28 protein-coding genes and 2 pseudogenes are annotated in these 25,037 nt (G+C 35.4%); 18 read left to right on the top strand and 12 right to left on the bottom strand.

The genetic code is table 11. The annotated features are described in order from the left end of the window. The first annotated feature begins 124 nt into the window (after positions 1–124). The 5 genes from ACQKFG_RS18820 to ACQKFG_RS18800 all read left to right on the top strand — a co-directional run bounded on the left by ACQKFG_RS18820 (position 125) and on the right by ACQKFG_RS18800 (position 5,712). Positions 125–1,699, top strand: a complete 1,575-nt coding sequence (locus ACQKFG_RS18820) for a spore germination protein (RefSeq protein ID WP_427561609.1) — start codon at positions 125–127, stop codon at positions 1,697–1,699. Between the two features lie 10 nt (positions 1,700–1,709). After that, a complete protein-coding gene (locus ACQKFG_RS18815; protein WP_427561606.1) occupies positions 1,710–2,810 on the top strand; it encodes a GerAB/ArcD/ProY family transporter in 1,101 nt (366 codons plus the stop codon). Then, positions 2,807–3,916, top strand: a complete 1,110-nt coding sequence (locus ACQKFG_RS18810; RefSeq protein ID WP_427561604.1) for a Ger(x)C family spore germination protein — start codon at positions 2,807–2,809, stop codon at positions 3,914–3,916. Before ACQKFG_RS18815 ends, ACQKFG_RS18810 begins: the two co-directional genes overlap by 4 nt. Before the next feature lie 1,059 nt (positions 3,917–4,975). Next, the gene (locus ACQKFG_RS18805) at positions 4,976–5,212 is read left to right on the top strand and encodes a hypothetical protein (RefSeq protein WP_427561601.1); all 237 of its coding nucleotides are present in this window, start codon (positions 4,976–4,978) and stop codon (positions 5,210–5,212) included. 350 nt (positions 5,213–5,562) lie between these two features. Beyond that, positions 5,563–5,712 carry a hypothetical protein gene (locus tag ACQKFG_RS18800; protein WP_427561598.1) on the top strand — a complete coding sequence of 50 codons (150 nt, stop codon included), beginning with the start codon at positions 5,563–5,565 and terminating at the stop codon, positions 5,710–5,712. A gap of 765 nt (positions 5,713–6,477) precedes the next feature. On the opposite strand, the gene ACQKFG_RS18795 is transcribed toward ACQKFG_RS18800, so the two are convergent. The 3 genes from ACQKFG_RS18795 to ACQKFG_RS18785 are packed head-to-tail and all read right to left on the bottom strand — an operon-like array spanning position 6,478 to position 7,538. After that, positions 6,478–6,759: a hypothetical protein gene (locus ACQKFG_RS18795; RefSeq protein ID WP_427561595.1), complete on the bottom strand. Its 282-nt coding sequence runs from the start codon at positions 6,757–6,759 to the stop codon at positions 6,478–6,480. 10 nt (positions 6,760–6,769) lie between these two features. Further along, a complete protein-coding gene (locus ACQKFG_RS18790) occupies positions 6,770–7,159 on the bottom strand; it encodes an SHOCT-like domain-containing protein (RefSeq protein ID WP_192204676.1) in 390 nt (129 codons plus the stop codon). 13 nt (positions 7,160–7,172) lie between these two features. Beyond that, positions 7,173–7,538: a DUF2089 domain-containing protein gene (locus ACQKFG_RS18785; protein ID WP_192204677.1), complete on the bottom strand. Its 366-nt coding sequence runs from the start codon at positions 7,536–7,538 to the stop codon at positions 7,173–7,175. Between the two features lie 543 nt (positions 7,539–8,081). Here ACQKFG_RS18785 and ACQKFG_RS18780 point away from each other — a divergent pair. Both ACQKFG_RS18780 and ACQKFG_RS18775 read left to right on the top strand, forming a co-directional pair. Beyond that, the gene (locus tag ACQKFG_RS18780; RefSeq protein WP_427561590.1) at positions 8,082–8,282 is read left to right on the top strand and encodes a hypothetical protein; all 201 of its coding nucleotides are present in this window, start codon (positions 8,082–8,084) and stop codon (positions 8,280–8,282) included. Between the two features lie 176 nt (positions 8,283–8,458). After that, complete coding sequence (locus tag ACQKFG_RS18775; RefSeq protein ID WP_427561587.1) at positions 8,459–9,421, top strand: peptidoglycan-binding protein; 963 nt, start codon at positions 8,459–8,461, stop codon at positions 9,419–9,421. Between the two features lie 111 nt (positions 9,422–9,532). Here the strand turns inward: ACQKFG_RS18775 and ACQKFG_RS18770 are convergent, their stop codons facing one another. Further along, positions 9,533–9,847 (bottom strand): hypothetical protein, encoded by a 315-nt coding sequence (locus tag ACQKFG_RS18770; RefSeq protein ID WP_427561584.1) that lies wholly within the window; start codon positions 9,845–9,847, stop codon positions 9,533–9,535. Positions 9,848–10,131: 284 nt separating this feature from the next. On the opposite strand from ACQKFG_RS18770, the gene ACQKFG_RS18765 reads away from it, so the two are divergent. Next, positions 10,132–11,736: a phosphodiester glycosidase family protein gene (locus ACQKFG_RS18765; protein ID WP_427561581.1), complete on the top strand. Its 1,605-nt coding sequence runs from the start codon at positions 10,132–10,134 to the stop codon at positions 11,734–11,736. 173 nt (positions 11,737–11,909) lie between these two features. Here the strand turns inward: ACQKFG_RS18765 and ACQKFG_RS18760 are convergent, their stop codons facing one another. The 3 genes from ACQKFG_RS18760 to ACQKFG_RS18750 all read right to left on the bottom strand — a co-directional run bounded on the left by ACQKFG_RS18760 (position 11,910) and on the right by ACQKFG_RS18750 (position 13,814). Beyond that, positions 11,910–12,140: an IclR family transcriptional regulator domain-containing protein gene (locus ACQKFG_RS18760; RefSeq protein ID WP_427561578.1), complete on the bottom strand. Its 231-nt coding sequence runs from the start codon at positions 12,138–12,140 to the stop codon at positions 11,910–11,912. Between the two features lie 329 nt (positions 12,141–12,469). Further along, entirely contained in the window at positions 12,470–13,054 is a 585-nt protein-coding gene (locus tag ACQKFG_RS18755) for a TetR/AcrR family transcriptional regulator (protein WP_427561575.1), read from the bottom strand. A gap of 7 nt (positions 13,055–13,061) precedes the next feature. Further along, positions 13,062–13,814, bottom strand: coding sequence for an alpha/beta fold hydrolase (locus tag ACQKFG_RS18750; protein WP_427561572.1), 753 nt, complete (start codon positions 13,812–13,814; stop codon positions 13,062–13,064). 381 nt (positions 13,815–14,195) lie between these two features. Here ACQKFG_RS18750 and ACQKFG_RS18745 point away from each other — a divergent pair, with 381 nt between their 5' ends. Next, on the top strand, positions 14,196–14,408 hold the full coding sequence (locus tag ACQKFG_RS18745) for a hypothetical protein (RefSeq protein WP_349730077.1): 213 nt from the start codon (positions 14,196–14,198) through the stop codon (positions 14,406–14,408). A gap of 441 nt (positions 14,409–14,849) precedes the next feature. After that, positions 14,850–15,734, top strand: coding sequence for a YitT family protein (locus ACQKFG_RS18740; RefSeq protein WP_349730154.1), 885 nt, complete (start codon positions 14,850–14,852; stop codon positions 15,732–15,734). 195 nt (positions 15,735–15,929) lie between these two features. On the opposite strand, the gene ACQKFG_RS18735 is transcribed toward ACQKFG_RS18740, so the two are convergent. Then, a complete protein-coding gene (locus tag ACQKFG_RS18735) occupies positions 15,930–16,421 on the bottom strand; it encodes a DinB family protein (protein WP_427561568.1) in 492 nt (163 codons plus the stop codon). Positions 16,422–16,872: 451 nt separating this feature from the next. Here ACQKFG_RS18735 and ACQKFG_RS18730 point away from each other — a divergent pair, with 451 nt between their 5' ends. Beyond that, positions 16,873–17,406, top strand: a complete 534-nt coding sequence (locus ACQKFG_RS18730; protein WP_192204690.1) for a YhcN/YlaJ family sporulation lipoprotein — start codon at positions 16,873–16,875, stop codon at positions 17,404–17,406. 670 nt (positions 17,407–18,076) lie between these two features. On the opposite strand, the pseudogene ACQKFG_RS18725 reads toward ACQKFG_RS18730, so the two are convergent. Continuing rightward, positions 18,077–18,276: pseudogene (locus tag ACQKFG_RS18725) on the bottom strand (DUF3898 domain-containing protein); the annotation flags it as partial. 596 nt (positions 18,277–18,872) lie between these two features. Here ACQKFG_RS18725 and ACQKFG_RS18720 point away from each other — a divergent pair. The 3 genes from ACQKFG_RS18720 to ACQKFG_RS18710 are packed head-to-tail and all read left to right on the top strand — an operon-like array spanning position 18,873 to position 21,080. Beyond that, positions 18,873–19,766, top strand: a complete 894-nt coding sequence (locus ACQKFG_RS18720; RefSeq protein ID WP_427561564.1) for a S8 family serine peptidase — start codon at positions 18,873–18,875, stop codon at positions 19,764–19,766. Next, the gene (locus tag ACQKFG_RS18715) at positions 19,766–20,566 is read left to right on the top strand and encodes an SAR2788 family putative toxin (RefSeq protein ID WP_427561561.1); all 801 of its coding nucleotides are present in this window, start codon (positions 19,766–19,768) and stop codon (positions 20,564–20,566) included. The genes ACQKFG_RS18720 and ACQKFG_RS18715 overlap by 1 nt, the downstream gene beginning before the upstream one ends. A 7-nt stretch (positions 20,567–20,573) precedes the next feature. Beyond that, the gene (locus ACQKFG_RS18710; RefSeq protein ID WP_427561558.1) at positions 20,574–21,080 is read left to right on the top strand and encodes a hypothetical protein; all 507 of its coding nucleotides are present in this window, start codon (positions 20,574–20,576) and stop codon (positions 21,078–21,080) included. A 447-nt stretch (positions 21,081–21,527) separates the two neighbouring features. Here the strand turns inward: ACQKFG_RS18710 and ACQKFG_RS18705 are convergent. Both ACQKFG_RS18705 and ACQKFG_RS18700 read right to left on the bottom strand, forming a co-directional pair. Further along, a pseudogene (locus tag ACQKFG_RS18705) lies at positions 21,528–21,952 on the bottom strand (DUF3898 domain-containing protein); the annotation flags it as partial. A gap of 330 nt (positions 21,953–22,282) precedes the next feature. Beyond that, the gene (locus ACQKFG_RS18700) at positions 22,283–22,552 is read right to left on the bottom strand and encodes a hypothetical protein (RefSeq protein WP_427561555.1); all 270 of its coding nucleotides are present in this window, start codon (positions 22,550–22,552) and stop codon (positions 22,283–22,285) included. 171 nt (positions 22,553–22,723) lie between these two features. Here ACQKFG_RS18700 and ACQKFG_RS18695 point away from each other — a divergent pair, with 171 nt between their 5' ends. From ACQKFG_RS18695 to ACQKFG_RS18680, 4 genes are all read left to right on the top strand, one after another. Beyond that, positions 22,724–23,176 carry a YkvA family protein gene (locus tag ACQKFG_RS18695; RefSeq protein WP_370662585.1) on the top strand — a complete coding sequence of 151 codons (453 nt, stop codon included), beginning with the start codon at positions 22,724–22,726 and terminating at the stop codon, positions 23,174–23,176. Between the two features lie 315 nt (positions 23,177–23,491). Next, entirely contained in the window at positions 23,492–23,614 is a 123-nt protein-coding gene (locus ACQKFG_RS18690; protein ID WP_260089139.1) for a hypothetical protein, read from the top strand. 143 nt (positions 23,615–23,757) lie between these two features. Further along, positions 23,758–23,925, top strand: a complete 168-nt coding sequence (locus ACQKFG_RS18685) for a hypothetical protein (protein WP_153246107.1) — start codon at positions 23,758–23,760, stop codon at positions 23,923–23,925. Between the two features lie 24 nt (positions 23,926–23,949). After that, on the top strand, positions 23,950–24,207 hold the full coding sequence (locus ACQKFG_RS18680) for a hypothetical protein (protein ID WP_095396088.1): 258 nt from the start codon (positions 23,950–23,952) through the stop codon (positions 24,205–24,207). A 139-nt stretch (positions 24,208–24,346) separates the two neighbouring features. On the opposite strand, the gene ACQKFG_RS18675 is transcribed toward ACQKFG_RS18680, so the two are convergent. Beyond that, positions 24,347–24,886 carry an ECF transporter S component gene (locus ACQKFG_RS18675; RefSeq protein ID WP_369619128.1) on the bottom strand — a complete coding sequence of 180 codons (540 nt, stop codon included), beginning with the start codon at positions 24,884–24,886 and terminating at the stop codon, positions 24,347–24,349. Positions 24,887–25,037 lie beyond the last annotated feature (151 nt).

The following is a 25,037-nucleotide window of genomic DNA, read 5'->3' as shown; positions in this document are numbered from 1 at the left end:
ATAGGTGTTTAATTTACAATTTTAAAGTTAAACTCCATTTTGTTCCAAACTGCTGTACGTTTACTTGCTTCCGTCATAGTCTAATTTTTTTACAGCATAGAGTATATTTCTTCTTATGCGAGAAATGATAAATCTGAGAGAAAGGGGGGAGTTTCATATTTTTTTCTCCGGTTTATTTAAGAGGAAACGTTATTCAAAATACCAGCAAACAAACCAAACTGTTTATTCAGAAAAACTTAGTTCGATAGATCATTTTCCGCTGTATCCTGATTTATCGATGAATATACAAGTACTTCAGCAGATGTTTCACCATGCTCCGGATTTGGTGATTCGCCACTTCGAATTCGCCGGAAAGGGAACAAATGCAGCTTTAGTATACGTAGATGGTTTAACAGATAAAAATTCAATAAGCAATAACGTTCTAAGTGCCTTGATGCAATCCTCTTTTGATCCGAAGAAGGGATTGCCTACAACTGTAGGGGATGTTGAAGACGTCCATTCATGGAAATCCGTTGAAAATGCACTTTTTACAGGTGACAGCGCCTTATTCATCCAAGGGGAAACTAAAGCGTTTCTTTTGGATACAAAAGGATGGCCTCAAAGAGCGATTGAAGATCCGAAGTTAGAAACATCACTGAAAGGTGCCCACCAGGGATTTGTAGAGACCGGAAGTCAGAATGTAGCAATGTTGCGAAGGTATATTCCTAACCGAGAATTGATCATAAAGGAACTTACAGTCGGTGTTCGCGGAAAGTCAAAGGTTTTTATCGTTTATTTGGGGGATGTTGCTAGAGAAGAAGTACTGCAGGAACTTGAAGACAGAATCAAACAAATTCAAATGGACGTGGTAATTAATACCGGTGAACTATCTGAACTCATTGAAGATAACCCATATTCCCCGTTTCCTCAGTTTATATTAACCGAGAGGCCGGACGCAACAGCTTCACAAATTCTTCAAGGTCGATTTGCCGTTATCGTCGATCGTTCGCCATCTGTTTTAATTGCTCCGGTAACATTAATGTCTTTTCTTCAGAGTGTTGATGATTACAGCACACGCTGGTTAGCTGCATCATTGATACGGTTGCTGCGCTTTTTCGCTTTTATGATTACATTATTTCTACCTGCAACATATGTAGCCATTATATCTTATAATTACGAAGTCATTCCTTTAAAACTTTTTTTATCCATAGCCGAATCACGGGTGGTTGTGCCCTTTCCGCCAATCATAGAAGCACTCCTGATGGAGGTTACCATTGAAATGATGAGAGAAGCAGGCGTTCGTCTTCCGGCTCCAATAGGCCAAACGGTTGGAATTGTGGGAGGAATTGTGATCGGACAGGCAGCTGTTCAGGCGGGGATAGTAAGCAATATTATGGTGATTGTCGTTTCTGCAACGGCAATCGGCTCATTTATCATTCCAAGTTATGACATGGGGACGGCTATCCGAATGCTGCGATTTCCCATGATGTTATTAGCAGTCATGTTTGGAAGTACCGGAATCATGATTGGTGCCATGACGTTGATTGCCCATTTAATTAGTCTTGAATCGCTGGGAACTCCGTATGCAAGCCCATTAGCTCCTGTCCGGTTTGCTGATATGAAGGACTCATTTATTCGTTTTCCTTTATGGAAAATGATTACACGACCAAAAAGTGTAAGGACCATTCAATCCAATCGTCAGGGAAAGCCTAAAAGATAAGGTGAGGAAAATGAAAAAATACACTCATAATGAAATCACCCTAATGCAATATATTTTTTTAATTGTTGGGACCCAAATGGGGGTCGGTTTTTTGTCGCTTCCTAAAGTTGTTGCCGAAAAGGCTGGAACAGACGGCTGGATGGGCCTCATCATTGGTTGGATATTAAGCGTTGCTGCCAGTATTATTATGGTGAAAACGGCTGAGAAGTACCCAAATGACACGCTTTACAATCTTCTTATCCGATTTTTCGGGAAAATACTAGGTAAAGTGGCTATTTTCATTATTCTTGGATACACTTTATGCTTTTCTTTGATGATATTTATTAACACTTTTCTTTTTATAAAAGCATGGTTTCTTCCCAATACACCTGACTACTTAATTGTGTTGTTATTTTCAATCCCGGTATTATTTATAGTCAGGAATGGTCTCCGTGTTATTGGAAGATATAATGAATTGATTTTCTATATGACGATGTGGCTCCCGGTAATTTTTTTGATTCCATTAAAAGATGGAAGTTTCTTGAATTTACTTCCATTGTTTAAAGTTGGTTGGACGTCAATTTCAGCTACCGTGCCGCCGGTCATTTATTCGTTCCTAGGGTTTGAACTTGTCTTTTTCTTTTATCCTTTCTTAAAGAAAAAGCAATATGCCATTCATGGAATTATTATTGCCAACACCCTATCGATGTTCTTTTATCTCTTTGTAACCATTAGCTGTTTTGTGTTCTTTAGTCCGGATAGCATTACCGGTTTTAATCAGCCTGTCCTAAGTATGCTCAAAGTGGTTGAATTCCGGTTTATTGAACGTCTTGACGTGGTTATATTGAATATTTTGATCCTTTTTTCCTCAAGAGCCTGGATCTTGTACATGTACTGTACGGTCTTTAGTTTCAGTCAATTAATGAATAAGCAGGATCATAGTTTATATGTGCCCGTTTTATTAGGTTTACTTGTCGTGGGCACATTTTTTGTTCAACCAACATGGATGCAAGTAACAATCTGGCAAAAATGGGCTTCGAAAGCCGGGATTGCGGTAGCATATGTGTTTCCCGTTTTTTTATGGATTTACAGTTGGGGATATGAGAAATTTTCACGGAGGAGATTTTCATGAGCCGAAAAATAGGATTGTGTCTTTTAATCCTTGTAATGATACTCTCTGGGTGTATGGATGCAACACCAATAGAGGAAGTTAGCGTCTCACTTATTTTAGGCCTCGATTTAGATGAAGAGGATAATTTATTAGTGTATATGTCAAGCCCGATATTTAGTAAAGAGGCAAAAGATAAGGAAGAAGTGTATGAAGTTAAATCATATACCCTCCGACATTCAAGAGAAAAATTTGATGCGAGGGTAATAGGATTAACATCAGGAAGTAAAACGCAAGTGTTTTTGGTGGGAAAACGACTGCTTAAAAAGAAGGATTGGTTTGACTATCTCGATCCTTTCTTCAGAGATCCTAAAAATACAGTAACCGCGCGTGTTGTGGCTGTAGATGGATCTGTTGCAGATGTTATTTTCAATAAACCAGCAGATAAACCGCGACTATCTCTATATTTAACAAGTTTAATTGATGCTGCCTCCAAGAGGAATATTGTGAAAGATACGACCCTCCAGGATTTTCACAGACAAATGAAGGACAAAGGGAGAACGGCGTGGATCACCCAAATCAAAAAGAAAAAAAGAATCGAGCTAACAGGTTCCGCACTGCTAGCTCAGTCCGGCCAGTATAAAATAACAATAACACCTGAAGAAAATCAATTATTAAATGTTTTAGAAGGTAAACAAAAAGGTGATTATTCCATAACTATTCCGGTTTCTATGGAATCCTCCAGTAAGGGCAAACCATACATCAGCTTCTCCATTTCAGATTTGAAAGTAAAGAAGAAAGTAAAGTTCAATGGACGCTTTGTATTTGATATAAATGTAGATTTACAAATCTCGCTATCCGAACAACTCTTTCCATTCGATGTCCGAAAAGATTATGCAAAGCTTGAAAAAAGCATTACAAATGAGCTTGAGAATGAATTCAACCGATTAATTCAGAAAATACAAAAAGCTCAAATTGATCCTCTAGGACTTGGTCTGTATGCAAGAGCCTACACCTATCAAGAGTGGAAAAAAGTACAAGATGACTGGGGGGGAAATCTAGCAAAATCCAAAATAAACATACATGTTAAAACAAAAATTAAGGGCATGGGATCAACGAATTATCAATAGGACAAAAGCTTTCATAATGGGGATGCTGAGAACCGATCCCAGTTACTAGGATAAGGTCCCTTTTAGGGATTAAATCTGAAGCTTTTTTTGACCAAGGCCATGCTTGATTTAGAATGAGGTAGCATAAGACCGTAATAAGCCATTAAGTTTTGCAAGTCAAACGTTATTGATTGCACCTAAAGGGCAAAAGGGTGAAGAGGCTTACAAACGATTTCTTGTTTCGGAAGCTACAAAAACTTGCTTAATGAAGAAGATTATTTATATATAAAAAGATCAAAGAAGCTTAGGCTCTTTGATCTTTATTAATGTTTAAATACTCGTAATACCAGACCTTTTAATTTGTCCCCGGCTTTGTCCTCGTGTAATTTTAAAGTTATTAAAGATTATTGGTGATGAATTTTTTAGAAAGTGTTTATATGATAAGATTTTTTAGCCCTGTTTTCTTCGATTGTGATGTAATCATCGCCTAGAACCCTTGGTATGACCGGGTTTTGGAGTAAGATGAGAGTGGAATGCTAACATTTTACTAACTTTCAGTCTCTGAAAACTTACTATCACTATTTAGAAAAGACCTTTCATAAGTTCACTTGGTCTTTTCTTCAATATTTTCTGTCATATGAGCGGAGATGTTATTCCTTTCTTGAATAGTCAGTCTCTAATTTTTTTCAATTCTTCTTCATCATGCGGAATAAAAATTTTGGGTGGATTAATCGGTATTGATACATAAAAAAATTATATCAAAAAAATGCGTGTAATTAATAATGATATTCATTTTCAATTACTACATCAACATATTAATAGGAATGATAATCATTGTCAATAACTTCCGGAAGATTGCCAAACTCGGTGAACCAAACTGTCAATCTACTTGTAGAAATATGTTTGAGGCTGGTTGGAGAAAAGCTATGACACTAATGGAGGAGTAGGGTACTCATATATTAATGAAGGAAAAAACTATCCGGTAGTTGGTCTAAAGGTAGCCAAGGAGGAGAGGCAAGGTAAGGTCAGGAATTTTTGATAGATCAGAACCATTTTCAATTGACATATTAGAAGGATACGATGGCTACGCTAATTTGGAAATCCCTGCTTATCCAAGCGACAAAGACCGAACAAGCCTTTTCAGAAGAAAAGCTAAAAAAATTGGCTTATTTTCTCATTCTTTCGTTAGTGCAAACCTTTGTTTCTCATTTACATGATGATAATCATCATACCTTTCCTAAAACGGCTTCTTCACTTTTAAATATAGCGAAATTGTTTATCAAGGATCATCCAATACAACCTTTAAAAACTTACTGATGCAGCGAGTCATTTGCATATGTTTGGTTGGCACTTGTTCTAATATTAGTCTTGGAATCAGGTGTAAGTTACTCGGAGTTTGTTCAAAATGAGAGAATACAGAGAACTGCGACCTTACTCAAAACAACAGATTTATCCATTAAAGATATTTCGGAAGAAGGCAGTACTTACCATTTTTTATTTTTTGAGCCACTAACCTGTATAAGCACCTGTATCTGAAATGTTTAGTTATGAAAGATATTTATTCCTTTCTGTACTATAGTTATAGTTCCAAATTTGAGTTCAAATATATATGACATTTCTTTTAATATCTCATAATATAATTATGTAAATAGAAAGGGGATGCAAAATTGGCAAAAGAGTTCAACTATTCTATTCCTGACCCTTCACTGGACAAAATGGCAACACTGTTAACAGTTGGAAATATGAAAATTGAAGCATACATCCCCGGAGAAACCCAACATGGCTGCCAAAGTATAATTTATTATTTGGTGATATGATTTTCTTGCTGGAACAAAAGAAATCAGGAATCATCTATGAAGCAAACAAGGAAGCATGGCCAAATACGATGAAGAATTTCATATATGTATATAAAAGATTCGAAAATCACCTCATACTTATGAAATTGTGCAGAATCATGGAAAATCAATTAATCTGCATTCACTTCTAAACTTTTAGCAACTTGTCCACACCTTTCACCAGTCCAAGCATATACAATAGTAAGGAGGGTGTTAGGATGGAGATGAATTGTTGTTTTGAGGAAAAATGTTTTGTGGACAATGATCCCAGTACAGTATGGTTCCCTGGGAAACATTGTAAATGTAAATGCAAATGCAAAAAGGACAAGCGCCGTAAACATTAAGTGAATGAAGCAACTGTAAAAGTTGTTCAACAGAGGCAGTCCTTGTGGCTGCCTTTTTTATTTGGACATGCAGGTATGGATTAGAATGGGGTGTATGAGTGAAAATATAAAGATGAAAAAACACTCCAACATGATGGCTAAATAATGATATTTTGCACGATAAGTACCTTAAAATAAAGATCGATTAAAAATATGTTTTAAGCTTATTTAATAGCAAATGTAAAAACCCCATTTTGAAAAAGGATTGATTCAAAAATGGAGTATTACTTTTTACCTAAGTATAAGATTTTTATAAGTTTGATTAAATGTCCTTATTCCCCTAAAGCACGTTTGTTTTAGTGCATTTATTCACAAATCCCCTTTAATTGGAGGATAATTTAATGAAGGTGTATTCTATATTAAATTACAGTCTAACCTTAACCTCAGTACCGTCCTTAGCTTTGACATCTACTAGCACGATCCCTTTATAATTTTGTAGTTCCTTGACGATAGGCTTTAGCGTTTTTTTGTCTATTAGCGGAAAGGTAAAGTCCAGTTTTTTCCATTCGAAGTGCTCTTTTGTCCATTTGTTTGCATTTTGCTGAAAAAATTTTGAAGACAAAATTGAAATAACAATGTTTAAAAAAGCATATGGAACTGGGATGGAAAACCGAACGTCTTTTGCTTTCACTTTTACATGCATCATAAGCAAATCACTAATCAATGATGACCGAAACGGTATCCCCGTTTGCCGATTTAATATCAACTATCTGGCCATCTAATTCGTTTTCGATTGCTTCAATAATAAGGTTTATGTTTATATCTTTAACGTATTTTTCCGATTGAGGAATACTAGCTGCGATGCTGTGTCCAGCCATTAATACGACCTTGACGAGTTTTATAGGCAAATTAACCGTGACGTTATCATTTTCGGATGATACAACACGAATTTTTAATGTTTTATCTAAATATTTAGTCGGTTTTTCAAGAAGCTTATTACCTGTTTCTTCTTTCTCTTTTAATACTTGAATCAGTTCTGATCCCTTATCTGCATCAATCTTCCCTTCTTGAACCATTGTTAACACTCTTGTAATTTCCTCTTTCATGAAAAATGCCTCCTTATTCCTCTTTTAAGAGCTTAATAGCTTCTTCTGGTGTGATTTCGCCATTTTCCAACATGGTGACAACTTTTTTCTCGTCTACTTCATTTTTCTTCTTCTGCACATATCCAAGGGATGAAATGATGTCTGTTAGCTTGCCTCGAACCGTTGGATATGAAATCCCCATTTCCTTTTCAACTTCTTTGATATTCCCTCTGCATGTTAAAAATACTTCCACAAAATGAAGTTGATCCTTTGATAAAGATGCCAGCTTAGATAATTCAAACTCATTTTCAATCGTGGTGTGACAATGAGAGCACTGTAACTTTGTAATTTTCAATGTTTCACTGCAAACAGGACAATTTGTGATTACTTTATAAGCCATAATGAAATTCCTTTCTTTTGTGTGATTCGATTATATAACAAGGAATTGAAAATATAAATAATTAATTTTAGATTTTCAATTAAAAAAATAAATAATATTAATTTGTTGTTTAATATTATTGATTAACCGTTTCTGTTATTCATTTAAGTAGTATATTTACATTAGTGGTGGATTGTAGGCATACCTCTTGGTGAAATCCCCAGTTACATATTGAGCACGATTACTTAGGCTATGAGATTCTGATAAATAATCCCTGGATATTCGATATGAATATTCCACCTGAGGATGATTCAGGAGTCGTAGCATTGATGTATTATTAAATGATTTAGAACTTGAAGATTACTTTGGTTAATAGGCGCTATTTTTGAATAAAACTTAGATTTTTAAACGACTTTAATGTTATATTTTTTAAGTACAGTGAAGGATGCATATCGAAAATTATACGACTATATTTTAATCCCGTCCTAAATTTTTGAACGAGGTCTTCTTAGCCTGTTTTCCCTGTATAATAATACTATATTTTATATTTAGGAGGGGATGTTAATGGACCACGTCAGCAATTTAATAGGGATTTTTGCAATCATACCGATTTTGTTTTATCTGGGACTTATCGTTTTAAGTGTTTATTTCATAATTAAGGTAATAAAATTCATCAATGCAAAGACAAGATTAGATCAAGAAAGAAATGAAAAGCTGGATGAATTGATAAAAGTTATTGACAAAGAAAAAGAAAATCAAAATTAGCCTTTATAAAATAAAAGCACAGCCCCATTAAGGGTTGTGCTTTTGTTGTTTTACAAGAATTGTATGGATGATGAATTCATAATAGGTCCACTTAAAAGGGCGTTTTTTTTTGTAACGTCAAGGGGGGTGTACAAGCATTTCCTAATAAGTGCCATAACATATTAGGAGGTGATAAAATGCCAGTTAAATTAGAAACTTTATTGAATCGTTCGGAAAGGAATATGGGCAGCGGAATTCATCCAGTCGTAAAAGAATCAGCATTGGAAATGGTTAAACAGGCATACGAAGAGGGCATTTTTGTCCAAATCAGCGCAGGTTATCGGTCTATGGAAGAGCAAGCAAAGTTATACGGTCAAGGACGCCTGGGTTATACCTACGATGGAAAAAACTATAGTGATTTATCGAAACCGAGAGTGACCAATGCGATGCCAGGTCAATCTTACCATAACTATGGACTAGCCATTGATTATTTCATAGTCAGCGATGATGGAAAGAAAGCCATTTGGACAATTGATGCAAAATGGAAACGGGTAGCGGCCATTGGTAAATCCATGGGCTTTGCATGGGGAGGGGATTGGTCAAACTTTAAAGATTATCCGCACTTGGATATGACGGACGGACTAACTTATTCCCAATTAAAAGCGGGCACAAAGCCTAAACTGATATCAAAAGTGAATGGAACCACTCCACCAGCAACACAAGTCGAATCGGATGTCATTGTAAAAGATACGCCTGCAAAGGATAGCGGCAATCAGACTATCAAGTCCATCCAAAGGACATTAAATAGCCGGTATAATGCAAAGATAGATGTGGATGGGTATTATGGTCCTAATACTAAAAAAGCTTTGAAAAAGGGTTTCCAAACCGAATTGAATAAACAATATGGTGCAAAGATTAATGTTGATGGAATATGGGGACCCCAAACAAAAGCGGCTTCACCTAATGTTAGGGAAGGGGCGAAAGGGAATATCACCTATATTCTTCAAGCTGCACTTTATTTGGAAGGGCAAAATCCACATGGCATAGATGGTATCTTTGGAAGCCGAACGGAAATAGCGGTTAAGGCATTTCAAAGGGCCAAGGGAATACCTGCAGACGGTATTGCAGGTAAAAATACCTTTGCAAAACTATTAGGATAATAAATGAAAATAAAACGATAATGCTTAAATGAAATTGGCTTAGAAAAAAAGCCCTAAAAAATGAGGGCTTTTTTTGTTTGAATAAAAAATGGTTTTATAATAGCAGTTTTTTTAAAAGTGAATATCCCAATCGTTCAAGAAACGTAGTATAAGAAATGTAAGAATACATACTGGGACAAGAAATGTGACCGCATTTACGATATGGAAGTACTTCAATGTGGGATCCTTTATACCCTTGACTTTAATAACTAAATAAAAGAATGATAAGGTTGCAATAATTGGGCAAAGCAAACCAAGATCTGTTAAAATCCTTGAAATTGGATTGTTCATGATACTAAGTCCACTAAGGAATGAAGCAAGGCAGATAATATTGATAACCGACAAAATGGTTGGTATTAATAATAAGTTCTTTTTTACTGTCTCCATACATTTCACCTCCAAAGTGATAATCCCATGTGTTATCTTATACTATCCACTGATTAGGTAGCAAGGCAAGGTTTCGGCTTTGTTAAAGTAAAGGTTTATTTACTGAGTGCAAAGAGAAAATATCCAAAAGTTGTCCTTTCACAAATATGAATTGTAATATTTTTCGAGCATTTATACTCATTTTTGTTCACTTAAAATTGACTGAAATATAATGGTCTTTTTAATTTCCCATCACATTTAGACAATAAAGTTAAAGGAGGACATAACTTTATTGGAGGAAAAATATGAAAAAAATATGGAAAAAGCCAATTTTGCCTATCGCCTCTATTAGTCTAGCGTCATGGATGATTGTAAATGCGATTCCTGAAACTCCAGTTCAAGCAGAATTGAATGTTCAATCACAGGTGAAAATGAAAAGTCATGAGCTTCCGCTGGGAACGTCTTATTTGCATGAGCGAAGAACTTCCATGAATCCAGCGCCTGGATTGACGTATACCAAAATCAATCGTGGTGAAACATCTTCTAAAGACTATTTCACAGTGGATGTGGCATTTGTAGAAACACAGAAGCAGGCAAAGATATTGTTGGCAGGTTTAAAGAGAGACGGTTTCAAAAATGCCCGCATTATAAGGGAACCGGATCGGGCCTTGGATGACCGGGAAAAAGGTCCACTTGGATACATTGTTCGCATCGGCCAATATCAGCAGGAAGCGGATGCAGCCGAAATGAGAAACAAGTTATCGGTTAAGGGATATTCGGGTCTACGGACTGTTTATACGGGTGAAGACGGTGAGAAAACAACAGGACCTTGGGTAGTGAACGTACTTGAAGTGGATCAGGATCGATTTCAAGGGCATGTGGTGCCTGAATTAGCAAATGACGCAGTGATAGGAAAAGAAACATTGAGCCAAATGGCTGATAGAAATGATGCCATTGCAGGAGTTAATGCTGGATACTTTGTTGTTGGAGCCAAGGATGGAACACCAGGCGATCTTGCCGGTATATTCGTCAGCAAAGGTCAACTTGTCAGTGAAGCGATAAATGGCCGTTCAGCTCTGATTTTATCTTCTGTTGAAGAGAAGGCCAACATTGCATCTGTTTCCACGTCCATTCAGGCTACTTCATCTGATGGTTCGGTTAGGGAAGTGGATGGATTAAATCGTAAGCCGGGATTGATCCGCAATTGTGGCGGTGTTGGAGGAGATACGACAACAGAACGGCCGAAACATGATTATACTTGTATGGATGAAAGTGAGCTTATCCAATATACATCCGCATTTGGAGAAAAGACGGAATCGGGCGATGGAGTGGAAGTGGTAGTGAATCATGCCGGGGAAGTGGCGGAAATCCGTAACCATCGTGGGGGAATGATTCCAAGCAGCGGTTCTGTACTTGCAGGAACGGGGGAAGCGGCAGAGTGGCTTCGTGACCATGCCCAACAAGGAATGAAGATTCAGGTGAAAAGTGAAATCATCGGGGATGGAGAGCCATTAAAATTAGACCAAACCACTAGCATGATTAACGGAGGTCCTCGATTATTAGAAAACGGAGAAATTTCTATTAATGCCGTAGAGGAAGGATTTCACTGGGAAGAAGATCCTGGGTTTTATTATCGTTTTGGGGAACGTCGTAATCCGAGAACGCTTGCAGGAATAAAAGAGAATGGAAATCTATTATTTGTCACCATCGATGGGCGCACACCCGGATGGAGTGTGGGGGCAAATTTTGAAGAAAGTGCAAAAGTCATGAAGTCATTAGGAGCCGTAAATGCCATCAATCTTGACGGCGGCGGATCGACGACCATGACAGTTGGGGCTGATCGAGTCACAAGACCATCTGACGCAACAGGTGAACGCCCGATTGCCGACGGAATATTGTTAGTAAAATAATAGTTGAACATGTAAAGAAGATAATGGGTAACTTCTTCATATATTCAGAGGATACCTTTAAGCAGTGATAGTAGTTTTAGTTCAAACCGGCCGTCACGAATAAACTAAAAAATCTCTTCAGATAGGTTTCTGAAGAGATTTTTTAATAATGGGATCATCCGACCCAAATCAATTTAATATAAGGATTTTGAAATACTTTCAGCAGTTTTTAACAATAAAGAGATATGTTGTTCCATCGATTCCTTATTCCAGCGAAAGACAGGCCCGGAAATGGAAATAGCTCCAATGACTTTTCCTTTAGCACCGAATACTGGTGCTGATAATGCAGCTACATTCTTCGTGATTTCATCCTCATTAATTGAGTAACGGGTATTTACTATAATTTCTAATTGCTGTTGTAGCATTTTTCTTTCCTCCCCTGGAAGGAGGTTATTTTTACCTCTTTTATCGTGGAGGAGTATGAATATTTATCAGAAGTCGAGGGTGTCCTCTACGAGCTTACAGATGTTAGAAAGGAAGCAGAAGTTGGTAAACAAAAAAGTGAATGGGGAATTTTCAGAAAATAATTTTCAGAAGGCTGCCCAAGATGACTGAAACATCATTTTGCGGTCAGCCCCTTTTTTTCATTCTAGCAGGATATGTGATTTCCAGGTTCATGCCCAAAGGTTTAACACCCGGTTGCTGCAGTTCCTCATTTAATCTTTATTCAAGATATGGCCTGTCAGACGGTAGACTAGTTACAAAACTCCCTTATAATCTTGTTCTTTATTTCTTCTACCGGAAACCCTTGTTGGTAGGTGGAAATCATCAACATAATCCCCTGTAGCACAGATGAAAAGTATAACGATCGTTTCCTTGGTTCCTCTTCCCCCATACTTTCAAATATCTTACATTGAAACTCAAATTGTCTAGCATTTTCTTCAATTATGAGATGACTGTATTTTATCAAATCTTCATCAGCCTCTGGCTGAGTTTGCAGGTGTAGATAGAAGCGGTGGACTTCCGGTTTTTTGTGGATATTATCAATAGCACCATTGACTATATGTTCAAGTTGTTCACGAGGTGTATTTAAGGTGAAAGCTTCTTCCATGACTTCAACCACTTCCTTGATTCTGGCCACGACCATTTCAGAAAGAAGTTCTTCTTTTCCTTTGTAATAGTTATACAGTAACCCTTTAGAAATCCCAGCCTTCTTGGCTATATCGCTTATAGAAGTAGCGTAATATCCTTGTTTCATAAATAACTCCATGGCTGCAGCACGGATTTTTTCTTTGGATGCTTGGCGAATGCGGTCATTCTCTTCGGGTGTACGTGGCATTTTAACTTCAATCCTCCATAAAAGCAGTGAATTCTTGATATAAAACTTCAGAATGGGTGAGGGGCAGCATATGATCGGCATCCTCCAGTTCGATGAAACGGATGTTTGGAACCTTGCGGAAACAATCGGCAACCCGAAAATTGTCTGCCAAGTCCTTTTTGCCGATAAAAAATAAAGTTTCGGGTTTCAATTCTTCTAATCGTCCCATTGCTGGAGGCTGAGGCCATATCATGCAGAAATCAGCGGGCCACTTAAGCATGCACCCGAAATGATGCCTGAGCATTTGAACAGTGAGATCTTTGTACGGACTATCGATTACAACTTGATAAGTTGATGAACGAAGGGCAAGATCCAACATCTTATCTATATTGGGGGCACTTTCCAATATTTTGTCATGATATTGTACAAAGTCCTTTGAATAGGGAAAACCAGTTAAAGAAGGAGCAATTAATACAAGTTTCGATACTCTTTCAGGGTGATTAAGGGCGAAATCAGTTGCAATCTGTCCGCCCATGGAATGACCTATAAGCGTTGCCTGATTAAGTTCCAGGTAATCCATTAATGCCAAAACATCGTCAACATAGTTTGCATGTTTTATAGGGGATGGTGATTTACCAGCACCACGTCCATCAAAAGCAATAACTTTGTAATCCTTAGATAAAAGAGAAGCCAAAAATGTCCATTGCCTCAAATCAGCACCACCGCCATGAATAAGAACAACAGGATGACCACTGCCAGTAATCTCAAAATGTAAATCCAATGCAACCCCTCCGTTTTTCACTGAATTTTCAGTATTATTTTATTATTGAATGAACGTTTAGTCAATATAAAATACGGGTTAATTTTAAATGATTTTAGATTTTATATCCATTCCGCATAAAGGCGCTAATCAATAGTAAATCCGATGGCTTCAGCTTTACTCTGAATAAGATTGTTTATGATGCTGAAACAGAAATAAAAGCATCAGAACATGAATTAAATATATTACAATCCGCACAAAATGAAGCGAATTATGATTACTATTTTGGAGCAATTAAAAACAACTCGGCTTATCCTTGTGGTGTTGGTAATCATGGACATACACCGGATAGATTCATTAGAAACGTTCGTATTAATGATCATACATTTGAAGGTTGTACTTTTGCAGGAATTCGACCTTGCAAATTTGAAAATACTTAGATCAAGAATAATACCTTTGATATCTGTGAATAGGGAATACGTCTCTAATCCTGTTGGTAAAGGTACATATGACAATGGAGTTCCAGAAGCAGATAAAAACGTTACAATTAAAGATAATTCCGCAAATGACACAACCACGGAAGTAGTGTATATAAATGACGGTGATGTTGCATAATTTCTTCGTAAAGGATATACAAAGGATTATTACGTTAGTGGAAATAGAGCTGAAAGGGTTAGTCGTACTGGATTTCTTATTTCTGGTTTAGATGGAGTAGAGATACATAATAACGTATTTATTGATATCACATTCGAAAATGTCGATGGAAGAAGTTGCATCAGTTTATCCAGTTCTTCAAGAAATGGTCGTGTTTACAATTATAGGACAATAACTTTGCGGGGGGATTTTCATCTCAGGTGGAGATGTAAAAGGATTCTTAAGTAATGCCTTAAACATTGAACAAAAATATATCGACATTGACATCGAAGAAATTGATCTGTTTTAAAACGATTGGAACAAACTAAGCGTAGGCTAGAACTTCTATTATTCAAAGTTATTTTTCCTAATTTGATATTAGGGTATAATAGTTATAAATGAATAATAAAAGGTGTGGTTTTTCTGAAGGAAGGTTTAGCACGAAAAAAGCAGCATAGAAAGTTATCCCGTTTGGTAATTATCCAACGGACCATTCTTATTACAATTGGTGCGTTGTTAATGGCCACTGGATTGGAAATCTTTTTAATTCCCAATCATGTAATTGATGGTGGAATTACAGGTATTTCCATTATGCTTTCTCATCTTACAGGTATAAAACTAGGAATCTTTCTTTTCCTATTGAATCTACCATTTGTATATCTGGGATATAAACAGTTTGGAAAAACTTTTGCTATATCTACTATATATGGGATTGTAATGCTTTCCATTTTTGCAACATATTTTCATCCTATTCCACCCTTCACTGAGGATATCCTTCTTGCTACAATTTTCGGCGGCATTTTCTTAGGTGTAGGTGTAGGAATTGTAATTCGTAACGGTGGTGCGCTTGACGGTACAGAAATACTTTCCATTGTAATAAGTAAAAAAGTGCCTTTTTCTGTTGGCGAAATTGTTATGTTCATCAATCTATTTATACTGGGTTCTGCTGGATTCGTTTACACATGGGATAGAGCCATGTATTCAATCTTAGCTTATGTAATTGCTGCTAAAGCCATTGACATTGTTATTACTGGAATGGAAGAAACAAAGTCAGTGTGGATAATTAGCGATGAAGCAAGAGAGATAGGTGATGCAATCAATAATCGCCTAGGACGTGGTGTGACATACTTACATGGTGAAGGTGCCTATTCTGGAGAGGAAAAGAAGGTAATTTTCTGTATAATTACCAGACTTGAAGAGTCTAAGTTAACTACAATTGTTGAAGAGATTGACCCTTCATCTTTCTTAGCAATTGCAAATATTGCGGAAGTACGTGGTGGACGGTTCAAAAAGAGAGATATTCATTAAAAAATTACTTATAAACAAAAGCCAGCATCAAAATGTTGGCTTTTGTTTATGTCACACTTGAGCAAATTTTTAGGCTTTGTTAAGCAGTATTATCGTTTTTTAGGTAAATACCGGGAACGTCCGATTTGGACGTTCCCGTTCTTATTCAATTAAAACTCCCTATAATGGAATAACTGTAATGCTAATGAAGCTTTTTTAAAAGCTGCGTTTCTCTGGCCAAGCTCCTTGCATTTTACTAAGGAATACAATTTGCCCAATATGATATGCGTCGTGCATTGCTAAACTCTTCAGTTCAAGCACTAATGGATTATCTCCTGGAATCTGTCTATACAAATCTTCATGTTCTGATTTTGCTAGTATTTTTCCAAGTTCACGATGAACATAAAAGTATTCTTGTTTTGTTTCCTTCCAATTTTCTAACGTCTCAGTTGGTAATCGAAATGTAGAGTCATTATTTTCTGCCTGTGGTTCATTCGCTGTTTCACCAAGAAATCGCATCAGATATCTCTTTTCATAGAAAAGTAAATGACAAACTAATTCCCAAATGGAATTCATTGCCCCATCAGCTGGTTTCCAAATTGCCTGTTCAAAAGTGATGTCTTCTAGCACTTTTTCAAGTGGTGGAAACCAGTCTTCTTCATCTAAGCAGCTTGCCCATTGTTGTAACAAAAGTGTCTTTACATCCATTTTCTATTCCCTCCAATTCAATCCCTTTGGTCAAAGTTCAATTGCGGCGTGTTGTAGAATAGCTAACTAATTAAGGTGTCATGCCAATCACTTGTTCAATTAAACTGGCCCTTTAAAGGAACAATGAACGTTCCGTAATTTCGAAAATTCTGATAAATTTAGTTTATCATAAATTGTGTTAACTGAGAAAGATCAACTGTCTAAAACCATTTTGGTTATTTTAACGGCATTAAACTCACTCGCTCTCAGTAATTATAGTTCACCACGGAATTTGTATATATGGCTTATAGCAAATACATGGATGAACATGATCGATTAATCGAAAAGCATAAGATAAAATGTGTATCCGTTGTTATCTGGGTATAGTTTAACTTAAAGTGCTTTTTTTTATGAATATTCTCGGAAATACAGCAGATAGTAATAGGGTATCTAATTTAAAGGAGTGACTAACATGAAGTACACATTTTTAACAAGCGCCTTGATTGCTCTATTCCTTACTGGCTGCGGAACAAATGATAATAATAATGATGGAAAAAATGTTGGAATGAATACTCGAAGCAATCAAAATGATGCCTTTGACAATACCCTGAATGTAAATGACAGAAACGGCGACAACGATCACAATGCAAGGCAATTAAACAATGATGACAATGATAACAAAATGCGCGTGGCTGATGAAGTAGCAAATCGGCTAGAGGACATGGATGATGTAAAGGGTGCCTCTGTCATTGTTACAGATAATAACGCATATGTCGCCGTGGATCTGACAAATGACAAGAACCTGACAAATGACTTAGAAAAGAAAATTGTTGATCAAGTAAAAAAACATGATCAAGGTGTAGACAACGTTTATGTCTCTGCAAATCCAGACTTTGTTAAAAGTATGAAGGGATATGTCAACGATATTCAAAATGGAAAGCCAATTAGCGGACTATTTAATGAGTTTGGTGATATGGCACAAAGAATGTTCCCGGATGCCAAATAGAAGAGGTCAGTTGTAACGGTAATGTAAGTATTCTGCAGCGTTTCTGCTGCCACAATCCAGAAGAGAATGTAATTAATAAGAAGAGGCAAACACCGGTAGTAAGGTTTAGAGGCTGAAGCTTACGATATATTATAGGCCATTCCATCCATGATAAAACCCCTTGGTCTCAAGAAGGGGTTTTATGCATTCAATTACGACAAACTAGTGACCCAAGTATACACGCTCTTACTTGACGAATTATTCTTTTAAATTTGCTAAAGGATCCTCTTGTTCATTATCATCAAGAGGATTTTTTAGCTGTTTCATTTATTTTTATCCGCATTTTGAACATAGGTTGGAATCTCATTGTCGGGACTTCGAGGTACATATAATGAACCACCGAAAATGGCAGTCCTTTAGAAAGACAAATATGAAAAAGTTAGTGAATTATTGCAGTAGTAACATCAATTGTTTGTTTATGTGGAGCTAATCAGGTTGATTACAAAGATATTTCTGATCCGGTCGGTGGACCACGTCATGTGAGGTAAGTTTATATAATTAAATAGAAGAAGAATTAAAAAAGGCAGTCACAAAGACCGCCATGATTGGGATATAACATATGTATTATGTGACTCTAAAGTCACGTTCCGAGTCATAAATCATCCAATTTTCGTGTGACTCGGACTATTTCTTAACTTTTATTTATGATTTTTTCAATTAGTACTTGTAAATCATCCGACTTATGGAGTTCAATCGGTGAAGCACCTTTATCGAACTCTATTGCATCGGCTTCAATCATTAATACATACTTCCCGTTAATTTTCCCTAAATGAATGCTTTCCCGAAATCGGCTAGCAGTCCTTTGATTGATGTACTGCCAAGCTTCATGCGTTGTGGAAGTAGTGAAATTATCCAAGATTTAGGTGAGGAGTTAGGCTGGAAAGATGTACTTAAAAAAATTAACAAATATGATATTGATATTGTTTCAGAACTTCAATTAATTAAAGTTCATTTTGTTGATGTGAAAGACATTAAAAATTTATATGTGTATTGTCTACACAGAAGCTTCTACTACAAATGAAGTTACATATTTAGGTCTCTTCAATTTTGAATACAGGAGTATGGTCCGCCGTACTTTCAACGTTAAAGGGATTATCTTAAAACCCCATATAATAATTGATGGGTTATTTTTCATATGCAATACCATCATTATCACGATCTAAATCAGAATTTTCTTTCCCTTGAGTGAATACATAATTATATCTAAGACTTTAACTGGGTTTATTGAATGAATTAATAGATAACATAAGTATAAAAGTAAGGTTTGGGATGGTAGAGTAAGTTCTCCAATCCATTATTGGTTACATGCTATATATTGTAAATTATATTAGTTTTTATTTTTTTATTGAGAAATCTTTGTTGAATAGATGGATTATTATGGATATACTGGATAATGTTGAATCTTTAGTTGTTTAGGAGATTAGAAAATGAAAGCATCGAAGATAATTACGTTATATTTGTTACTTTGTTTTATGTTTGGATGTACAGATACATCTACGGATACAGTAAATATCTCAGAACAAGATTGTAAAAAAAACTGGACGTTGTGTATGTTATTCCCTGATTCGAAAATTACAACTAAAGATAACGAGCCTATTAAAGTAGCTATTTTGGACAGTGGAATAAATGAAAATGTAAATAATCTTAATAGATACATAAAGTCAAGTTATAATGCCCTGGATGGTTCATCTGAGACTCAGCCAGTATTCAGTCATGGAACGATGATTGCAAGTATTATCGCCTCTTCAAAATACGAAGACACAATGATTGGCATCAATAACAACACGGAGTTATTCGATGTTCAAGTCTTAAATGAGAAAGGACGTGGAACGGTAGAAGATACAATTAAGGGTATAAAGTGGAGTATTGAGCAGGAAGTAGACATAATTAATATTAGTAGTGGTTTTTCTAAAGATGATCCAAATCTAAGAAGAGAAATTAAAAATGCACATGAAAAGGGAATTAAAATAATCGCAGCCACTGGAAATACAATCGGTCTTTCAACTGACTATCCAGCGAAATACGCTGAAGTATATTCAATCTCGGCTATAGATAGAAATAAAAAAATCTTTTCGTATGCTGGAAAAGGTAAAGTAGACTTTGTTGCACCAGGGGTAGACGTTCCAGTGTTAAATATTCAAGGTGAGTTAGAAAAACAATCTGGAACATCTTTTGCTACAGCTTATGCGACAGGGTTAATCTCTTTAGTGATGCAAAAAGATATTGAAAATATTGATGAATATTTAACATCTAATTCAGAGAAACTTGGGTCAAATGATAGATACGGATATGGATTAATACAATTAAAGGAGGATGAATGATGAAAAAATTTATAGTCTACATTTTAGTAGCAACCCTTTTCCTAGCATATGTACCTGCAGGTTATGTTGCTGCCAAGGAGAATGAAGGAAGTAACGAGGATACTATTTATATAGAGGAAACTGGTTCTACTGATAGTAAAGAAGAATTTGATTTAGACAAAGAGTTAAATGTAAACTCTGAAGAAGAAGTTGAAACGACATTTACAACTGAAGGTGAAATAGAGATAATAGAGTCAACTCTAGAATCTGGAGAACTTTACCTTAATAGTGTAATTGATTACAATCCTAATACTGGAGAAATGGTTTCAACTGCTGAATTAAAAGACGAATATGGTAATGATATTAAAAAGTCTTTTTCTATTGCTGTTTTAAATGCAGATGCAAATAATTTAGAAGCTATTTTAACTGATATTGAGACAGGGGAAGAGTATGCTGTTAATTCATCAGAATTAATAGCGTCAATTTGGCCAGTAGTAGGTGTCCTTGTCGCGTTTATTGCGAAACAAGGTATAAAAAAGGCAATAAAAAAATGGGGACCTTCTATAGTTAAGTCTATGCTCAAGACTTCTGAAGCAGTTGCAAAAGTAGTTGCGAAGGAATTGGGATATGCTCCAACCAACCATCTTTCGAAGAAAGCAGTTGTATATTACAATAAGAAAGGCAAGCCAAAATATATAGTTAGAGATAGAGATAGTCACATTGGCGGCGTGTGGAAGGGTGCTTCAAAACCAGAACATCTAGCAAGTAAGAAAACTAGATCTGGAACATATGATATAGATTTAAAGAGAATAGGAGACTAAATCATTCATGGAAAGAATTAAACAATTTAATGTTAATTTTAACGACGATGAAACCCCATTTTTTCAGGTAGATACAAATCATAGAATAAGATTTGGAATGGATGAAATAAGCGGGAGTCTTCTTGCAGCTATACTTAAAGACGTATTCAAAGCTAATGAAAAGATTGATATGTCTTTTATTATAGGAAATATAAGAAATAATAAAAGACATCTTGAAAAAAATAGGATTGGAAAGTCAATTAAAATTAAAAGTTGGAAAGAAACCATAGTTAAAGAAGAAGACTTGGATGTTGAAATAATTTATGCTACAGTAAAAAATGTAAATAGTTTAGATGTGTATAAATATTGTAAAAAAGTCCACCAAGGTCAACGAGAAGCTTATATTGTTTTTTATAATGATCGTTTCCTTACTTATGTGAATAATGATGTTTTCGATATTATTTCTAATGATAGTAATTTGGTTCGGGAGCTGAAAGATAAATACAAAAAACATATCAATGAGTATTACGAATAATTCTAAATTATAATACTGCAACTTTTAACCATAGCAAACCCTATACAGATGTGGATTCGCAATGGTTTTTCCTTTTAAATGAATATTATTTAAAATGAAAAATGGGATTATACTATGTGTACATTTCTAATTTCCTCACATTATAATTAGAATTATAAAATCCATTACACTCTTAATAATTTTTGAAATATATATTAGTAAAATATATTGATTTAAGTCATCAAACAAAATTAAGAATTGGAAACCCAGTGTGAATTAATTACACTGGGTTTCTTACTATAAAACTAAATTTAATTTTAAAGGAAGCCTTTCACAGACAGAGAACGTATTTTTTGGTCACTATTGCGGTCACTAAAAGGGTAAAACCCCCTGTTATATCAATACCTTTTAACTATTTCGAGCGGTCACATATAAGACACTAAACATTCAACCATCACAATAAACCCCTCAATACTCTCCAATACTCTTTTTATTAATCCGCTCCACAATCTCCATCAAATCATCCGGCCCATGAAACTCAATCGGCGACACGCCTTTATCGAATTCTATTGTATTGGATTCTATCATCAATACATACTTCCCATTGATCTTTCCTAAATGGATACTGACACCGAAATCGGCTAGAAGTCCTTTGATTGATGTACTGCCAAGCTTCATGCGCAGTTGGCTTCAGGTGTATGCTCGACAATCTGGGCTGTGGCTTCGACGTCCTGATGGGTTTCAGGACGCTCCTGGATTTCACGCTTTTCACTCGTTTCTCAGATTTCCAGGTTTTGTTCGAATTTGTGCAGTTCGTCACTGTTTTCTTCGAATTGTGCGAATACATGCTCATGGACCATGTGGATGACCTGATTTTTCATGATTTCTGGCATAAAATTGAGATTACCATTACTTATACTAGATCAATTGAAATTGCTAATTAATAACAGGAAATTTCATAGATTGAATATTACATAGAAAACCACGACAGAATACATAAGTAATACATAGAAAATAGCATTTAAGATATCAAGACAAGATAAAATTCACATAATACCTCATAGGTAATAAAATACTTATGAGGTGATATTTGTAGTGTTAAGAATAAATGAGCTCGATAATGCAATTGATTATTTAGAAAAGGCTAGCTTTCATTATAAGAACCGAGAAGATAAGTATTCGGATGTTTTTTTATTTGGTGTACTTCATGCATAGAAAAGCACTTAACCTAAATGGTCGAGTGCTTTTTGAGTCTTATTTAATACTTCTTTATTCTTATTAATGAAAAATTTATTTCTTAATATCATTTCTTTATTATTAAGCTCATCATTCAGTCCGGTAGTGTTGTCCAGTTTCTCTAGAAGTGAGACTATTGATGGCATTGTTAATAATTCATGGAAAGCTATGTTTGTTTTAGTAGATAAGATTTTTAGCTCAGTAAGTTGACGAGGAGATAAAAAAGACTCAAATGGTTGCCTTTCATTTATTTCCATGATTGTACCCTCCATATGATGATGAATTATTAAATTGTAATTTAATTATAAAATAGATAAGTTCAATAAATGTATTAATTATGTAAAGATTTAATGAATTGCAGAAGGTTGGATGAAAATAGGGTAATATTCCTGTTATTATGGTAAAATATCGATGGTGAATAGGGGGAGATTATAATAGATACAACTAAATACTCAGATAATTTTTCTGAAGATTCATTTTGGAAGAAGATTAAAAAATTCGGCAAAAAAGCAGGGGTTAAAGTTGTTTATGTAGCTTTGTTATTGTTTTACACACTTCAAAAGCCAACTACTCCTGTTTGGGCAAAAACAGTAATTGTTGGTGCATTGGGTTATTTCATACTTCCGATTGATTTAATTCCTGACCTAGTCCCAGGTGGATATACTGATGATTTTTCAGGGTTATTTGGAGCATTGATTACTGTTTCAATGTTTATCGATGAGGAAGTTAAGCTAAATGCAAAAGAAAGAATTGGGATTTGGTTTGGTGAAAGTGCAATTTCTGATACAGATTCAGTTGATGATAAATTAAATAAGAAAACGGATCAGGATGAGCAAGATAAAGATGAAGATAAGATAAATAAATTCAAAAAGAGCACTTAACCAATAGGGAAAGTGCTTTTTTAATTTTTGCCAATGAGATAAAATAATTCCCTACTTTTCTGTACGAACACCTTTAAATTTCCCACCAGAAGTCTTTTGATCCATAAAACGTCCTGTAGCTGCGTCTCGTTTAACATAGTTACCACTTGGGGCTTTGAATTGGGTTCTGTTTTTTACTGCTCCATCACGATATTTTTACCTATATTACCTGCCAGTACGTTGGGATGATACATTTGGAGCTGGAAAATGAGAAGGGACATATTATTAAGGTGAAGTTTGAAGATCTTGTAGCGGTAGAAGTAATGGAGTGAAAAAATGACTAAAGCAAAACCAAAAAGAAAACTGTGGATTAAGAGTAGAACATTCCTAAATGAATTTACAGTAGATGAATACTTGAAAAAAGAAGTGAAGTTAATCTTAGCTAAATATACAAAATGAATAGAAATCACCAGTCTATACGATTGGTGATTTTTTATTTTCTATAATTTTACTCGTTACTATTTTCATAGATAATTTAGTGAAATGTGAATATAAGATCTTTTGTTTGGAGATTATTATGTAGGACAGGAGAGTGATATTGATTGGATAAAAAGTCAAAGAAAATTAATCTTAATGATGTCGATATGACCGATGTAGAAGTTATTTCAGCGGATAATATCGATATTAATGAATATTTTAGAAGGAAGCTTTTCGAGTGTATAGCCAAAGAAGAAAGTAGGCTGTTTTTGTATAAGGAAAAGAATAAATAGTTTAATTGAAAGGACTATTCTAATGTGAAAAAGAGTAAACCAAGAAAAGAACTGCGAGGAAATGGCTATTTTGTAAATGAACCTAACTACGAATTAATGGCTAAGGCGTTTACGGAACTATACTTTAGTTTTACTAAAGGTGGATCTGGAGATGTAGAATTCGACAAATTAGGCACGATAGCTTTATTTTCTGCATTGGCAAATGATGAAGAAGGGAAACAAAAGGAATTAGATAAAATGAGAGCTCACGTTAAAAGACTTAAGAATGAAAAAAAGAAATAGATAAAGTCTTGTCGTGGTCATCTAGTTTACCCCCTGCATGTAGAGTACCGATAAAAAGGGAAGCAAACAAAACATAGCCCCCAAATACACCATCCATGTAGTATTTGGGGGCTACTTGACGTTTACCTTTATAGCGAATTTACTTAAAATAAGGAACCTTTTTCAAAGCCACACAAACTGGAACGGCAACGATAATTCCTAATATATTTTGAACGAGATCTCCAGGTATCGAAGCTAAAGGTGCAATCCAAGTACCGTATAGAATCCCTTCACCAATATAATAAACAGCTATCATAAATGGAATGGAAACGATTGTTGCTATTACATTGAAAGCAGTGCTAGTACCGTTGCGACCCTTTGACCAAGCGATTTTACCAACTATATATCCTTGCAAACCACGCGCCACAATGGTGATAGGTGCCCACAATGTCCACCCTCCAACTATATCAAATAACCCCATTCCTATCGCACCAGCAAGAGCTGCTTTTTTAGGACCAAATAAAATAGATGCAATAAAAAGCATAGCTGTTCCTAGATGAACTAACCCTCCATTTGCGGCAATTGGCAGTTTAATATTCAAAAAGAAAGTAGATACGAACACAAGTGCAATCAACATTGCGGTAATAATTAAATCCATAGTTTTTTGACTTGACCTTGAATAACTTTGTGTATTTTGCATATCTGTAAACCTTCCTAACTAGAATTTTCTTATGATTTTAGCAAAAGACTGGTGTCTATAAAAGTGTCAATTTATTAAAAAACTATGAGGTCAGTTGATAAAAAATACAGATATTATACGTATTGAAAAGAGAGAGGAGATGACTGTTTTT

The sequence above is a fragment of the Peribacillus sp. NPDC076916 genome (assembly GCF_050269675.1).
Classification (GTDB): Bacteria; Bacillota; Bacilli; order Bacillales; family DSM-1321; genus Peribacillus; species Peribacillus aracenensis.
This window is presented reverse-complemented; position numbering and strand designations above follow the sequence as displayed.